Below are 15,351 nucleotides of genomic sequence, written 5' to 3'. Positions count from 1 at the left end.
GCGCCTGTTCCACTGGCAGAACTAGGGTCCTTTCTCATCGAACGGCCAGAAAGCTGGGTTCCTTAAACACTACTTGTACCACCCGTCAAAGGCTGCAACCACATCAGTCCATACACTCGTGCCTGGCTTTTGATCGGAATTAACCAGTACCGCTACATAGACTTCGTTCTCGAATCCAAACAGCCACGCTCCTACTTCTCCAGCATTGTTCGAGGCTGGGTATCCCCCGTTTTTTATGACGTATTTCTGGCCCGTGTTAGTCTTAATATTGGACTTATCATAACCCAAGGTGTCTCTGCGCATAGCGTCGGCTAGGGTTTTTGGCAGGATCTTGTAGGTATGGTGCAGTGCATTCATGAACGTCGCCATTTGCAGCGCCGACATGTTCCAGCCACGTTCGCCGTTGGTCAGGGTCATATCACCCCAATCTGTTCCTTTTCCGTTGGGGGCTGCCCATTTATAGCATAGGGCTGGGTTCACATCGGTAGGTTTACAGGCCATATTAGGAGCCAGTCCAATCTTATCGAACACATTGAGCTGGCAGTAGTCCATGTAGGCATCGGTGTATTCCTGAGCCTGTTTCTGCTCAACTTCGTTTATTTTCTGCACGGATGCATTGGCCGGCATCGGCGTTATGGAATAGCCACCTGCTACGTTTGGAATCAGGAACCGCATGAGAGCGAAGTTCATGTTCAGGTAATCAAACGTCAACCGGGGTGAGGTAGCCCCTACGACCATAGCCGCTTTTAAAGACCCATAGTCCGAGGGAACATTCTGCGGAAAGCCACTTCGCATGGCCAGGAGTTGCCGAAATGTAACGGTTTTAATACTACTATGTAATGACCAATGTTTAGGCAGATATGACCACATGGGCGAATCGATGCTGATGGATTTGGCGTTGAGGGCATGCAGTAGAGCCGCAGCCGTCACAGTTTTGCTTACGCTGGCCACATTGATTTTATCGCCCACATCCATCTTACGTTCAGGAGCGTCGGCTGGCTGGCGGGCATTGCCTCCGGCGCGTGAGGCCCGTAGCGATCCGTCGGCAAAAACGACGATCTGGTAACCCATCACGTCGGGTTTGATCCGGGCTTCAATATCGTCGGCCAGAGCAGCTACATCGAGCGTTTTACCGTCTTTGCCCACATCGGCATTTGGTTGACAGGCGGTTAATAAGGTAAGCAGAGTAAGAGAACTGGCTATTGAAACAGGAATTGTTTTCACGGCTACTATTGGGTCTAGATTTGTTGGGAACAAAGGTAGCCTGGCCCCTCACAGCCTATCAAGCGCATAAATCCTGCTTTCCAGGGCGATTTCTACGGATTTGTAAGCCGCGTAGTAGTACGCGTAACCTGCGTGAATTGGTGATCATGACGCGGCCATCAAGTGTTGTCATGTTGGCCGGTGAAGCCTGCTCTCAGCTTATACCTGATGATGATATTGCTGCCGCCTTCGAGGATTTCAAGACCAAAGCTTAGGACGTTATTGAATCATCCAATGATCCGGCGCCTTACACTACAGCTTGGAATTTAATCAACTTGTATGCCCAGAGCAGTTTAGCAGAATTCTCGCAGGGCAATATCTCTGCATTGGACAAACTAAAAGAGCAACTCAAGTCTAGTATCGAATTAATGCCTTAGCCATTTTCCAATAAATTCTCAAAAGTACGGGGGGGTAGTAAGAAACGGAGTATGACCGGGGGTGGTTTCCGCCGGTAGCCCCGGGCATCGCTCGTTGATAATTATAAGCTGACAGTAGTCAATTTTTACAGCAATGGCGGAGGACAATTCACCCGATGCGGTAGTCCCAAGGCCCGTTTTTAGACGCTAAAAGGTAAAAAATTCTTCTTTTTTTGCAACTCTCTATCTTATAGCATGTTAACCACTTCGATGTATACCGTAGGGGGGTGTTCAGCATAGTATATCATACGATTGCTAGCCCGAAAGCTACGTTTGAAGGCTTTTTTGTCTCTTTTAAGGGTAGCTAGCAAATCTGTTTACAATAGGGCTATAAGAGGTGGTGAGAGTTAGAAAATTAACCAATAATATCACTCCGCGCTTGAGCAAACACCTGACGATAGCAGCCATCGTTAGCGTTGTGCGGTAATTCCAAAGCTATTTTTGAGAAGAAATCTAGGTTAATAAAATGATTTTCGCCTAAATCGCTCGTAACTAGTTAACTACCCCCTAGCATACACCATAGAGTGTTTTATCCACGGTAATATATGACCTTTGAATCACTCCATATGTGCCGAGGGCGCGTTTTAAACGCAACCCTTAATACGATATTGAGCCGTATTTAAACTTGGATAAAATCTAGCTCCCCTTTTGCTCATTGCCCAACTTCGGTCGGCTACTTATCCGGATGCTCAGGAGGTTTTTGTGGTAATAAAAACACATCTTGCTAACCAAAATTCGGACCCTTCAGTCGGGGCCGTAAACCCGCCTTATTTTCGCTGTCCAGGCACTAATCAGTCCTTGCACAATTCCCCTCTCCTTAAAGTAATACTTTACCCATTTTCAAGAGAGAGTAGCGGGGCTACGGGGTTTTCCGCGTCTAACTGCGGGCTCGACATGTACGGCAATTGTCGTACAAATGGGTACTTGGTTCACTAAATCATTGCCCGATTTATTCCACTAGTTACCCCGCATGGCAACGCTAGACCCGGGTTACTTCGGCCAGGTATTGGCCGAGGAATCCGGGTTAATTCCGGGATTTAACCAAAAAATAGTCGCTTTTGCGCCCGGTTGGAACAATTCTCCGAGTTTTTGGGCGAAATCTCCGACTGCCTGGCTGGCAAAACCCCTAATCTTGCCCCCGCGATAAACGGGGCATTTTATTTTACCACATCCTGTACATCCGCTATTAACTCCCATTGGGCTCTACCAGCGGCAAAAAACTTGTTGTTCGTACTATTTTCACTTTTTATTAATTACCTTTTTACCAATGTTTGTATGACCATTTCTACTGTACCGAAACTAACTTCGAGGAACCCGGATGATAGGTTTCTTAGCAGCGTGACGTCATTATGCCCTAGACGGCTAGGCCCAGGGATGCCCCTCGTTTGGTTGAGTCTGCTGACCGTTTTGTTAACCCTAACCAGGGCAAACGCTCAGGACCCCTGCTTTGGCCCAACCATACCCACGATTACCACCACCCGAACGGCTATCTGTGCCGGAACCAGCACCATTTTACGAATCCAGAGTGGAAGCTTAAACGACGCGAGTAACTGGAAGTGGTATGCGGGGAGCTGCGGCGGCACGCCGGCCGGTACCGGTTCGTCGATACAAGTAAGCCCAGGATCAACGACGACTTACTACGTCCGGGGGGAAGGGGGCTGTGTCACCCCCGGTGCGTGCGCATCGCAACAAATCACAGTCAGTGAGCCCTTCTTCGCGAGCTTGAGCAACAACGGCCCCTTAACCTGCGCCAGGACCAGCGTCACGCTGACAACTAACGGCGGACCGTCGGGTGCCACGTATACCTACAGCGGTGGCGTTCAAGCCAATTCGGCCAACCCGGCCACCGCTACGGTCAGCCAGAGTGGTCCTTACAGTGTGACCGTGGCGGTGGCCGGAGGCTGCTCGTCCATCGCCACGACGACGGTCACCAGTAACACGGTGGCCCCTACCGTTGTTGTAACGCCAAGCAGTCAGAGTATCTGTTCGGGCCAGACAGCGACCTTCACGGCCTCGGGTGCCGATACCTACACCTGGAGTACCGGGGCTACCACCGCCAGTACTGCCGCCAGCACGCCCGGCTCCTACTCGGTCACCGGTACCCGGGCTAGTAATGGTTGCTCAGCCACGGCCGCGGGCCAGCTCACCGTCTTGCCCACCCCGACGTTAAGTCTGGATAACGCGCGCACGTCATCTTCCTCCCGCTGCGATACGCCCAACGGTCAAATCGGCTTTACCACCAATGTGGCCGGGGGGGACTACTCGGTGAGCTATCGCACCAGCCAGTTGAGTGACGTGCAGACCAAAACCGTCACCGTAGCCGACAGCCGCTTCGTGCTGTCGGGGCTGAGTGGCGGCAGTTATTACGGCTTCAGCCTGAGCAGTGCTGGGTGCACGGGCACCAATAGTGTGACGGTGACGCTGACCAGCCCCGTGCCACCTAGTGTGAGCATCAGTCCGGCTTCCCAGACCATCTGCCAGGGCCAAACGGCGATCTTTACGGCTCAGGGCGGGGATGCCTACAGCTGGAGTACGGGTACCACCACCGCCAGCCTCTCGGTTAGCGTGAGCGGGGCCTACTCGGTGACGGCTACGGCCAGCAATGGCTGCTCGGCGACGGCCACGGCGAGCCTAACGGTCAATTCCCTGCCGATGGTGTACGCCGTGACCGGGGGGGGCGCCTATTGTACCGGCAGCAACGGCATTGGCGTGGGCCTGTCGGGCTCGGAGTCGGGGGTCAACTACCAGCTCCAACGTGATGGTAACCCGGTGGGCTCGCCCCTGGCCGGCACAGGTAGCGCCCTGAGCTTCGGTCCCCAGACCACTGGTAGCTATACCGTGCTAGCTACCAGCACCAGCTGTCAGCAAGCCATGAACGGGTCGACCACGGTGACCAGCACGCCCCTGCCCTCGGCGCCCACCCTGGTGACCCAGAGCGGCTATAGCTACCCGGCCGGGCAGAGCAGCCTGACCATCGCCCAGAACGTGGGGCCGGTGAGCCTAACGGTGATGGGCTGCTCGGAGGGTATGGTCATGGCCAACGGCAACGCAGCCAGCAGCTTCACCGTCTCCACAGCCATGACCGGCACCCAAACCTACACGGCCACCTGCACCCAGGGCGGCTGCACCAGTCCGGCAGGCAACTTCCAGCTCACGGTGGTGCCCACCACGCTCAGCGTGCTGCACAAGGACGTAGACTACGGTCAAACCCAGGACCAGATCATCAAGCCATTTCTCAAGCTGGCCAATGCCGGCGGGCAGCCCGTGCCCTACGGCGAGCTAACGGTCCGCTACTGGTTCACCTCCGAAGGCAATTCACCCCCCACGGACTTTCAGCTTTATTACGCCCAGCTAGGAGCCGTCACCATGAAGTATGTTCCCCTGGCCCAACCCCGGCAGGGTGCCTTTGGCTACGTCGAGTACAGCTTCCCCGGGGGCGGCAGCCTGCCGGCCAACGGCAACTCGGGACCCATTGAGAATGGCATACTGAAGAAGGACCGCAGCAACTTCAACGAAACCGACGACTACTCCTACCAGCCTAACCGGGACTATCTGCCCAACGCCCGTATCACCGCCTATCGGAACGGCGTGATCGTCTGGGGCCAGGAGCCCACCCCGGTGGCCTCCCAGACCGCCGTGCAGGTGTACTCGGCCGCCAAGGATGGAGGGATCACCTCCCAGATCCAGACCCGGCTGGAGCTGCGCAATACGGGCAACGTAGCGCTGCCTGTCTCGAGCCTGAAGCTGCGCTACTACTTTACCTCTGATAACGGTCAGACGGCCAATGTGTACGTGGATTATGCTGATTTGGGGGCCAGCAATGTGCAGGCCCGTGTGGTTCGCTTACCCGCGCCGGTCAACGGAGCCGATAGCTATCTCGAGCTAAGCTTCCCGGGCAACCCCCGACAACTGGGCCCTCTGAGCAGCTTAGGGGTGATTGACTTCCGGTTGGTGCGCTCGGACTTTGGCTTGTTGAATCAGGGCAATGACTATTCGTACGCGCCCATTTATGGGCCGGTGGGGCTGAACAACCGGGTGACCGTGCTGTTGAACAACACGCTGATTTTTGGCACGCCGCCCTCGGGGGCACCGGCCCGGGTAGGAGCGCCCGAGCCGATGTTAGCTTTGCAGGCCAAGGTGTTGGGTAACCCGGTGGTGGGTAGTCAGGCTCAGATCGAGATTCGGGGCGCTGAAGGCCAGGTGGTCAACGTGCGGCTGGTGGATTTGCAGGGCCGGACCGTCCATGAGCAGCGCATCGAGCAGGCGGGTGAGACTGAGTTAGTGAGTCTGCCGCTAGGCCAGAGCCGGGGGCTGTTGCTGCTGAACGTAAGCACGGCCAGCCAGCAACAGCGTTTGAAGCTAGTGCGGCCATAATATACAGTTAGAAGAAAAGCGGTAAACGCCTGCCTCGCTTGGGGTGGGCGTTTCTTTTGCAGAGGCATTATCTCATAAATCGCTCCAAGTTGAGACGACAGAGTTTTCATGTATATGCTTCGCTAATTGGGCGCTTCAAGAAACAGAAATGAATACCGTTCTTTCTTCAAATTGTCGGCTACATGGGGACGACTATTAAATTAATGTTGATTGAGTTTGTGCATGACATCATACGTAACCTTATTTAAGTCTACATTTAGAAATTCCGGTTTAAGTTCCTCATACCCTTCTACAATATGACGCAGAAAAGCTTCGTTTGCACAAGCAACGTGTCTGTGTGACTGATGTAAAATGCTTGTGTTAATAAGCGTATGTAGATGTCCGTCGTAAAATTCAGGCACTTTATCAGCTAGAACGAGTATGCGATTCTTACTAATGGGCACAATTAGCTCGTTGAATATTCGGTCTAAACGCAACTCTGGATTATTAGTTATGAATGGGCTGTCACCGATAAGTGTGTCTTCAAAACTGGTTGGTAAATAAAACAGATTCCACTTTTCAAATAATCTAAGACCTTCCTGGAGGGCTGCTGGTGAGAGTGGCGCAGTTTGTTTGAAAAAACGAAGATTGTCGACATTACTCAATATTTCACTTTGAATTTTGGAAAGGACTGAGTCGGTCAGAGGATTACCTGCTTCGTCTGTTATATAGTTAAAGTGTCGACTTGACAAACCTTCTGTTTCGACTAATTTTTGGAACAACTTATCTGAATAAGGTGATCGCCAAAAGAGCATGCTGAAGAATAAGATGATCTGAATCTTATCTTGTATATCAATCTCTTGACTACCATCACCGTCTTTTATTTTCCTCAAAGATGGAGCCGATTGCGAATCCATTTCGGTATGGTATGGCTCTTCGAGCGTAAAAAGCAACTTACCATCAGGCCGATAGCTATTCAGGTGCTTAACGAAAAACCAATTATCAGGGCGTTGCCTTACATGAAACTCTTTTTCCAGTTTATCGTAAACACAAAATAACCCCTCTTCATCGGTGAACCCAGTTAAGTAGAACACGGGTAGGTAGTGATGCTTTTTGGCTGGATTCTTTGGAAGAAAGTTTGAATCAAAATCTTTCATAGCTTGAGTGAATAATGGGGACGACAGCTATCTTACTCCATAGAGGCAAATATTGTATATTCACCCAAACAAAGGTCTCACGAAAACTCTCCTTTCTAAAGATTGTACATATTCATCGCAAGCATCAGTTCGCAATCAGATTCGCATTTAAATAAATACAGCAGATCGATTCGCCGGGTCGGAATCTACATTTTTTTTGGTGACTTTACAGTGTTCTCTATAGATACATTCTCATCTCAACAGCAACAGCCATGAATAGTTGACCAAATACAATAGTCCTAGAGCCGTTTTTAGGGGACAAATTGTAGAAAAAACCGCTTTTCTTGTAACGCTCTAGTTATTAACACGTTGCCTACGCCAATGTATTCCGAAGGGGGTGTTCAGAATAATCTACTATTCCGTAATCAGAATAGTAGCCAAGATTTAAGCTATTTCTGAAGAAAATCGGCTCATGTGGGCATTCCGGAGACGCTGGTCATTAACAATCCAACATTATGCGCTTATAAGTACTGGATATATACGACATGTTCTTATTAACTTATCTTGACATGTCTTAAGATAAGCTTAGTTTTACCTTCATCTCACACCAACCATTACTAAACATTGAAAAAACTTATATACGTTTTTAGTGTAGCTGCTATTTTACTGGGTTGCCAAAAAGACCAACCTACGTCCGTAACTCCAGCACCAACAGCCCCTGTAGTACCCACTACGCCGACATATTCGGATGGTAGCACAAGCTTACCGCTGCTCATGGGCAATCCCAATCGAGCGACAACCAATCCTGATAACACAGATAATCTACTCCTTGTGAAGGAGCAATACGTTGTTTCCTACAACAACTTGCTGGGACGGCCTAATTGGGTCAGCTGGCACCTCCAAGAAAGTGATTTAGGCCAAATTGATCGGCAGGATGACTTTCGAACCGATGCAACTTTACCAACCGGCTATTATCAGGTGAAGCCCACCGACTATACGTCTGCTGATGGCTTTGATCGGGGCCACCTATGTCCCAGTGGTGATAGAACTGACACCAAAGTAAATAACTCGGCTACCTTTCTGATGACCAATATGATTCCCCAGGCACCAACCCTGAACCGGGGGGTGTGGCAGGAGTTGGAGTCTTACTGCCGACAACTAGTAGAGGAGGGCAATGAACTCTATATTACAGCCGGAGGCTACGGGGTTGGAGCGACGGGATCACAAGGGTATAAAACTGTCCTGGCAACGGGGAAAGTAAAACCACCTACCCAATGCTGGAAAATAATAGTCGTTTTACCCGAAGGGGATAATGACTTGTCTCGAATCAATGCTCAGTCCAAGGTGATTGCCGTCGACATGCTCAATGCGCAAACTGTCCGGACTGGCTGGGAAGATTATATTGTAACCATTAGCGATATTGAGAAAGCCACGAATTATACGTTCTTGTCAAGCCTGCCTACGTCTACCCAGACTGCACTGAAAGCGAAGAAGTATAAACTTGATGCTGTAGTTACTCCGCCAACGACGGTAACCACTACGACGCCCCCTACTAGTACTACAACAGCGCCACCGAGTTCGGCAACCACCACGCCACCGACAACTGCTACTGTGACGCCACCCGTGACCACTACGACTCCGCCTACCTCAGCTACAGTAACACCACCGACTACTACGACTCCGACTCCACCAAGTAGTGGAACGACCACAACCCCAACAACTACGACGAGCACACCACCCAGTACCGGCGATGCGAAGTGCGGCATCTATAATGGGAAACAACTTTACATTGGCCCTAAAGGCGGCTGCTATTACATTAATAGTAACGGCAACAAGACCTATGTTGATCGAAGCAATTGTCACTGCTGATCACTAAATGAAGAGGGGATATAAATATTGTGTATAACTACTGGGGTATAGCTACTATAAGAAGTCTATTTATTAGCAATAATAAGCACTCAAATTATACACTATCTATCTTTTCTAAGCCCAAGGTACGTCATTACCAAAATCATTTTCATAAATATAACATCTGTTTATATACTTGCCTTTGTACTTTAAAATGTACAATAGTGAAAGTTCAATGTACCACAAGCCGAGCTGTAATACCTCAAATTTTAATAAGCTACTCATCTCCGCAACCTTACTTCGTTTCGCTGCTTGTGAATGAACAATAGCGTTTCGTACCTGAACGAATGCTTCTGGTGCGTCTGCAATATTGCTGTCTGATTCGTCCATATATTGTTTTAAATTAACTAGCGTTGTAGGCAATGCATTACTTACATTAAGCAAAGAAATCAACAGTCGTATTTTGTTGGAGGCGGAGATGTTATCCGCATCATTTCCCATGATTAACTTTTTTTGCTCGACGATTAACCAATTGTAGATCAGCTCAAGCCCCGTTTGTGCCATAATTATTGCGCCATCGATCAACCCTGATTGGATATTAGCTTCAGTATACCAGTGCAACACATCGTTCAAAAACTGCCGGTGCTCTTTGACTTGCCAAAGAGCGTTAAAATCAATCCAAAGTTTATTGAGATCATAAAGCACATCAGGTGTCCATGATTTGACCTTTTTAAATTGATCAATATTATAACTTGTGTAATCACACCAAACTGTTTCATTATCGAATATACCCTGCCTGAAAACAGGCGAGCAACGTCTTCCATTTAAAAAGTTTAGAAACATTGATAATGCAGATAGCGGTTTATTTACGTCCTTAAAAGTAATTGATGCTCTCCTACTTGAAATTTCGCCATTGTATAAAGTGAAATAACCGCCTTTTTTTGTCAATGCACGGCTTCTATCTGAACATTGTGGATGTTTTCTTAAAATGATCGAAAAATTTTCATCTTCTAGAAGCAAAATATTATTAGAAGAGTCAGAATTTATTTGATTGGCTTCTCCATGAAACTCCTTTAAATTGGCAATGACGAAGCTGACTTTTTGAACAGGTATAGCTTTGTCACCAATAACGTTAATTCCCACCATTCTTCCTTCTAGGTAAATGGGTTCTGTGCCATTAATTAAATTGAATGAAGCTTTGCCTACAGATAAACCATCAACGAGCATGTCATATACAGTCCCAAAACTTTCATCTATCAAATCATAGAAGATATCCATTATACTCCATGACTGCTCAATCACTTCCCCACTAAATCGGGTTTCAGAGCTAGGAAACCATTCGAATGTCAAACTACCATTAACTATAACAATTTTGTTTTTAAGAACTAGTTGAAACTTGCCCGTATAAACAGGAATTGAATCATTTGGACTAACCATTGCTGCAAACATGTTGAAAGGGTTTATTATTGATGCTATTACTCGCTGCTAGTGACTTGACTCAATACAAATGATAATAGAGCAGAAGTAAACTCAAAGATGGCGAAATCTAAAAATTTACTTCACGAAGGTATTCTATATTGACCATCTGTATAGAGCAAAAGGGCACGATAAGCAACAATACCAAAACTATCATGTACTCTGAAAATAAATGAGTAACATAATACTAGGAAATAAGTAGCACATAATGCTTTTGGTAGCGACACGATCGCAGCGAGTGATCATAACTATTGTAGGCACGTATGATCTACTGTTACACGGTTTGTTTGTTGCCCAAGCAGATTCAACAGGATATAGACAAGTGAAGGGTGCGACTTCAAATAGCACCCTTTATAGTTTCTAATGGCTTTCAGCTCATACATTATTACATCCTATGCTTGTCGTGCAATGTGTTGCTTTTATGCAAATCATATATATTTACCTGAAACATCTTCGAAATGGCAAAAAAGCAGACACTATCACTGAGAATTCCACCCGAGAGCTTCCCTAAACTTGAGGAACTGAAAACGCTTTTCAACGAAAGTGGCAGTGAGGTGGTCGAGCGAGCAATTGATTATCTATTTGAGCGCAGAAAGGAAGCAGTAGAACTTGAAAACGTTAAACGCAGTCAGCTAGCGGCCGGCAACAAATGACCGATATCAGCCAAAGGAACTATATTCATTGCCTCTTTACAAAGAAAGCAACACACTGTGTTGCTTTTCGCATTTTTATTCTTTAATATTGTCTTAACCTAAGGAATATCATAAGAAACCGCAGAGTGCCGATGAGGTTGCCCGGTGGAACTGATGTCCTTTAAAACAGTAAACCCCCTCGTTTGAACTTTCTCAGGGTGCAACGAGGGGGCCTTATGGAAACCATTTAAATCTTTCATCAAATGATCACGGAGCAAAACTACGTGGGTAGGGGGACGAATGCAACCCTTACTGAGCAAACGGCTAAAATTGACCGTCAAACGCTTTTTTCGACTGAAAAGCGGCAAACACTGCTGGCTGAATCAGTCAACTACACGCCCTCTTCGGCTGCCTCTCAGCCAGGCGATCTTTATGTCAATCCAGCCACTGGTGTAATAGACCATACCTGGAAACCGTTTCCCGGCCTTGAATGGCTTTATGAGATTTCCATCGATGGTAAAGTGCGCCACATCGTGACCGGCAAGCCAGTGCGCACCTACATGAACAAGGGCTTTGAAATTTTGATGACCCGAGTTAGGGTCGGAAACAAGTCTGTCCGTCCGTCCATTCACCGAGCTCTGGCACTGGCGTTCATTCCAAATCCGAACGGCTATCTGTGGGTTCAGCCCAAAGATAAAAGTAAACCGATGACGCATGCGTCGAATTTGCAGTGGGTACCAAAACGGTTCTTAGGCGTTCGGCACGTCCGGGTCAGTTCATTGGCTCCGCAGAAGCAACAATCATCAGTCACGTCAGGATCATACAATGCGTATATCCTTGATCGTATGCTCGACGAGGGAAAGTTGAATTGTTCAGAGCGAAAGCTGGCTGGTATCATTTCAGTACTGGATGACAGTATGGCACCTCAGCTACAGGAAGGTGCTCGAATCGTTGCGGTGCCGGTGAGCCCTACTAACTATGATAGCCTGATCGGTAAGGTTGTCGCGGTGGCTGTCAAGGCCAAATTCTTTGCTTACTATTTGGGCCGTGTGGTCAGCATTACGGCAGACGAGGTTGTTGTTAGCCGGGATAATACGGAGTGGTCAGATAGAACTGAAAGTCGGTCATCAGTTGCCAGTATCGCGCGTGTAGTCTCAGTTTTGGAAACCTCTATCTACTAAGTCAATGGAAAGTAACTCAACCCCGAATGACCCAACGGCAAATTCAGCCACACAAACGGGCCGAAATCAGATCAAAATTAATCCCAGTTCATTAAACGACGCTGTCGAAGCACTTGAGACTGCTAACATAAATCTGTATGAATTGGTGATTGATTATTTGAGCGTACATTCTCCTTCGGCTAATGCTGAACTAGTTCAGAAATTTCTTTACGACTGGGTGATTAAGACTGATTTTACAATCGATGAAAATCGCAAAGCCCTGCATTCAACCTTTCGGCTTATTGGCTTTTTAAATGAATTAGCGGAAAAGGCTTATGAGGTAGAGTTTTTCACCAACCTAGTTAAAGAAACAAAGGAGGTGAGCCATGTATAAGCCTAACAAACTAACCCCTCCCTCTAACGAGCAAAAAGAGGCTTTTTTCAAATGGGTTGCCAGTGATTACGAATCCCGCGAAGGATTATTTTTAGTACTGAATTTGCTTGGTGAATTTCGAGATGCCCCAGATAGTAGTGATTTCATATCTAAGTTGTTAGCCGATTGGCTACACGACGAAAAAAATGATGTAAACGAAAATCGCTTTGTTGTGCGGGATTTAGTCAGACACCTTTCGTTTGTCAAACAACTCAAGGATGAGTTTTTGTATTTTGAACATAATTCCGACTTCTTAGAAAAGTTGGGGGAAAAATTTGAAAGGGAGGTGGGTCATGAATAAATCAACCCAAACCACCCTGGAGGTTCGATCAGGGAATGCGGTTCAACTGATACCTATTGCTTCAATTATTCGGATTGAGGTAGGCAGAGATTCCCGCTCTCGAATACTGAAAAGTTGTGGAGAAACTTGCTCTGCAACAATTAGCATAGCCCGCCTTCAGAATCAACTGCCTGGTTTCTGGCGGGTTAACTCGGGCCACCTTGTCAATCCGGAATTTGTCAACTGTTCATTCGGAGCCGTAAAACATGACAACCTTCTTCTGATGACCGTCGGCGATCCAGTACCAGTACACGTTCAGCGTAAAGAGCAGATCTATGCGCTGATGAGGCTCAAGCTGGCGCAGATGCCTCGCTACGAACGGGAAACAAACATCCTGCTTAATTTCCTGCTCCGATGTCAGTACTGATTCCAGTTTCTACCGGTGGGCAAGGCCTGCCGGTAGAATCGGCCCGGGCGCTTTATGACTTTCTGGGGTTTGATGGATCGCAGTGGAACCGATGGGCCAAGAAGAACATCGTCAACAATCCGTACGCGTTGCAGGGAGTCGATTGGGAGGTTTCCGACACAATGTCGAAAACCTCGGAAGGAGGCAGGCCATCCGTTGATTACCGGTTAACGATTGACTTTGCCAAACGCTTGTCCATGCTGGCCAGAACGCCCAAGGGTGAAGAGATCCGGCAGTACTTTCTGGATTGTGAAGCGACTCAGTCACCTGGCCAACTACAGATGGCTAGGCGACTGGCTTCTTTAGAAAAGATGGTCAGTCAGCTCATGGACCGCGAACAACTACGACTCCAGACGGATCCGGCTGCTTACCCCTTACCGGTGACGGTAGAAACTTACCGTGCCAAAGTTGCCCGGTTGGTCACTCAGTATGCCGAACACACGCAGGCGGTCTATTATGTTGTCTGGAACCGGGTCTATGATCGGCTGCACCTCCACTATGGGTTCAATGTCCGAGCTCAGCGTAAATCTAACTACGAAAACCTACTCGACGTCGCTGAACGTTGTGGTCAGATGGAGCGGCTATACACCATTGTATCGACCGAGTTTACTATTGAGAAGGAATGATCAACAATCACTTTAGTGTAGATGCCTGGTTCTTTAAAGAGGATCAGGCATTATTTATGTCTATGGCACCGTGGAAAGAGTACTTATATTTATGATATACTACTATAAAAAATGGTGTATATGTTTCTGCCGTTGGTTATCGGCTAATTATTCATTTTGCCGTTTATACGTGTACGTCTTTCACCTTGATGCTATTGCGTTCCGCAAATCTGATGATGGCTGATTTTCGGAATCGCTTAATCTGACGGCCATGCACAAACATCTTCTCTTCTGCGAGCATCAAATGAGCCGTTGTTTTGCTGATATCAAAGTACTGGGCGATCCAATCCCAACTTACATATCGATCTTCCTTAAGAGCTGCTAATTCTTTTTGGGCTTCTGCCAGTTGAGCCGCTACCTTTTTGTAATCAGCCACTAGGTTTGGTAGCTCGTTGAGGGCCTGAAGTAAATCCATATAGAGTCAGATAGTTTATCGTATCACAACTCCAATCAAACAGATCTGTTAGGTCGCTATTTCTTTGAGTTTTATGCTATTTCGCTCGGCAAATCGAAGGATATCTGACTTCTTAAATCGTTTGATCTTTCGGCCATGTACAAACACCTTCTCATTGGCCAACATCATATAACCAGTTTTCTTAGTAACGCCGAAGTACTCACATATCCATTCCCAATTCACGTATTTATCCTCTTTTAATGCCGCCAGTTCACGTTGAGTGGCCGCTAATTCTGCTGCTACCTTTTTGTAATCAGCAACCAGGTTCGGTAGCTCGGTAAATGCCTGTAGTAAATCCATAATGAAATGATAAGAATAATATCAATCAGGCTTTCGTAAATCAACCTGCACCTTTGTCTGAACGAAAATAAGTTATGGAGCCAATTGTTGTACTTACTGGGCAGCAGGTCAAAGAATTAATTGATCGATACGAATTGGTGACTGCCCGACTTGTTGAGGCAGATCGCGAATTGCAGGCTTTGCGGTCTGAGAAGTTTGTCGGTATTGACTGGATTGCTAGCCTGTGGTCAGTCGATCCGGATACGGCCCGCAAAATGATTCAGGTACTGGCCACCGGACCCAATCGGATGAATATTAAAGTGCTTAGTTTCGGGCCGAAGATTGTTAGATACCGTAAATCAGACATACAGCGGCTGACGGATTCAAATCTGGTTCAGCTTAAAGACATGCTGATTCAGAAACGAGCCCGGAAAAAAGTCCGTTAACTTGGAACACATAACAAAGAAACGGGTAGCGAAGCTCGCTACCC

14 protein-coding genes are annotated in these 15,351 nt (G+C 47.6%); 9 read left to right on the top strand and 5 right to left on the bottom strand.

Features of this window, described 5'->3' with window-relative positions; translation table 11 throughout:
* Positions 1–69: 69 nt before the first annotated feature.
* Positions 70–1,224: a serine hydrolase gene (locus tag ACYVAM_RS16960; RefSeq protein WP_461069065.1), complete on the bottom strand. Its 1,155-nt coding sequence runs from the start codon at positions 1,222–1,224 to the stop codon at positions 70–72.
* Positions 1,225–2,747: 1,523 nt separating this feature from the next.
* On the opposite strand from ACYVAM_RS16960, the gene ACYVAM_RS16955 reads away from it, so the two are divergent.
* Positions 2,748–6,053 carry a cellulose binding domain-containing protein gene (locus tag ACYVAM_RS16955; RefSeq protein WP_461069063.1) on the top strand — a complete coding sequence of 1,102 codons (3,306 nt, stop codon included), beginning with the start codon at positions 2,748–2,750 and terminating at the stop codon, positions 6,051–6,053.
* A 200-nt stretch (positions 6,054–6,253) separates the two neighbouring features.
* Here the strand turns inward: ACYVAM_RS16955 and ACYVAM_RS16950 are convergent, their stop codons facing one another.
* A complete protein-coding gene (locus ACYVAM_RS16950; RefSeq protein ID WP_461069061.1) occupies positions 6,254–7,189 on the bottom strand; it encodes a DUF4238 domain-containing protein in 936 nt (311 codons plus the stop codon).
* 603 nt (positions 7,190–7,792) lie between these two features.
* On the opposite strand from ACYVAM_RS16950, the gene ACYVAM_RS16945 reads away from it, so the two are divergent.
* Positions 7,793–9,037, top strand: a complete 1,245-nt coding sequence (locus ACYVAM_RS16945) for a DNA/RNA non-specific endonuclease (protein ID WP_461069060.1) — start codon at positions 7,793–7,795, stop codon at positions 9,035–9,037.
* Positions 9,038–9,151: 114 nt separating this feature from the next.
* Here ACYVAM_RS16945 and ACYVAM_RS16940 read toward each other — a convergent pair whose 3' ends face one another.
* Entirely contained in the window at positions 9,152–10,465 is a 1,314-nt protein-coding gene (locus tag ACYVAM_RS16940) for a hypothetical protein (protein ID WP_461069059.1), read from the bottom strand.
* 485 nt (positions 10,466–10,950) lie between these two features.
* Between ACYVAM_RS16940 and ACYVAM_RS16935 the strand changes: the two genes are divergently transcribed.
* From ACYVAM_RS16935 to ACYVAM_RS16910, 6 genes are all read left to right on the top strand, one after another.
* A complete protein-coding gene (locus ACYVAM_RS16935) occupies positions 10,951–11,145 on the top strand; it encodes a hypothetical protein (protein ID WP_461069057.1) in 195 nt (64 codons plus the stop codon).
* Between the two features lie 242 nt (positions 11,146–11,387).
* Positions 11,388–12,305 carry a hypothetical protein gene (locus tag ACYVAM_RS16930; protein ID WP_461069055.1) on the top strand — a complete coding sequence of 306 codons (918 nt, stop codon included), beginning with the start codon at positions 11,388–11,390 and terminating at the stop codon, positions 12,303–12,305.
* A gap of 4 nt (positions 12,306–12,309) precedes the next feature.
* Positions 12,310–12,678 (top strand): hypothetical protein, encoded by a 369-nt coding sequence (locus ACYVAM_RS16925; RefSeq protein ID WP_461069053.1) that lies wholly within the window; start codon positions 12,310–12,312, stop codon positions 12,676–12,678.
* Positions 12,671–13,018 carry a hypothetical protein gene (locus ACYVAM_RS16920; protein WP_461069051.1) on the top strand — a complete coding sequence of 116 codons (348 nt, stop codon included), beginning with the start codon at positions 12,671–12,673 and terminating at the stop codon, positions 13,016–13,018. Before ACYVAM_RS16925 ends, ACYVAM_RS16920 begins: the two co-directional genes overlap by 8 nt.
* Positions 13,011–13,424, top strand: a complete 414-nt coding sequence (locus ACYVAM_RS16915; protein WP_461069049.1) for a hypothetical protein — start codon at positions 13,011–13,013, stop codon at positions 13,422–13,424. The genes ACYVAM_RS16920 and ACYVAM_RS16915 overlap by 8 nt, the downstream gene beginning before the upstream one ends.
* Positions 13,412–14,089: an antA/AntB antirepressor family protein gene (locus ACYVAM_RS16910; RefSeq protein WP_461069047.1), complete on the top strand. Its 678-nt coding sequence runs from the start codon at positions 13,412–13,414 to the stop codon at positions 14,087–14,089. The genes ACYVAM_RS16915 and ACYVAM_RS16910 overlap by 13 nt, the downstream gene beginning before the upstream one ends.
* A 163-nt stretch (positions 14,090–14,252) precedes the next feature.
* Here the strand turns inward: ACYVAM_RS16910 and ACYVAM_RS16905 are convergent, their stop codons facing one another.
* Together ACYVAM_RS16905 and ACYVAM_RS16900 are read right to left on the bottom strand one after the other, a co-directional pair.
* Entirely contained in the window at positions 14,253–14,543 is a 291-nt protein-coding gene (locus ACYVAM_RS16905; RefSeq protein WP_461069045.1) for a hypothetical protein, read from the bottom strand.
* Between the two features lie 48 nt (positions 14,544–14,591).
* Positions 14,592–14,882, bottom strand: coding sequence for a hypothetical protein (locus ACYVAM_RS16900; protein WP_461069043.1), 291 nt, complete (start codon positions 14,880–14,882; stop codon positions 14,592–14,594).
* Positions 14,883–14,956: 74 nt separating this feature from the next.
* On the opposite strand from ACYVAM_RS16900, the gene ACYVAM_RS16895 reads away from it, so the two are divergent.
* Positions 14,957–15,307 carry a hypothetical protein gene (locus ACYVAM_RS16895; protein WP_461069041.1) on the top strand — a complete coding sequence of 117 codons (351 nt, stop codon included), beginning with the start codon at positions 14,957–14,959 and terminating at the stop codon, positions 15,305–15,307.
* Positions 15,308–15,351: the final 44 nt, after the last annotated feature.

This window comes from Spirosoma horti (genome assembly GCF_054776595.1).
This window is presented reverse-complemented; position numbering and strand designations above follow the sequence as displayed.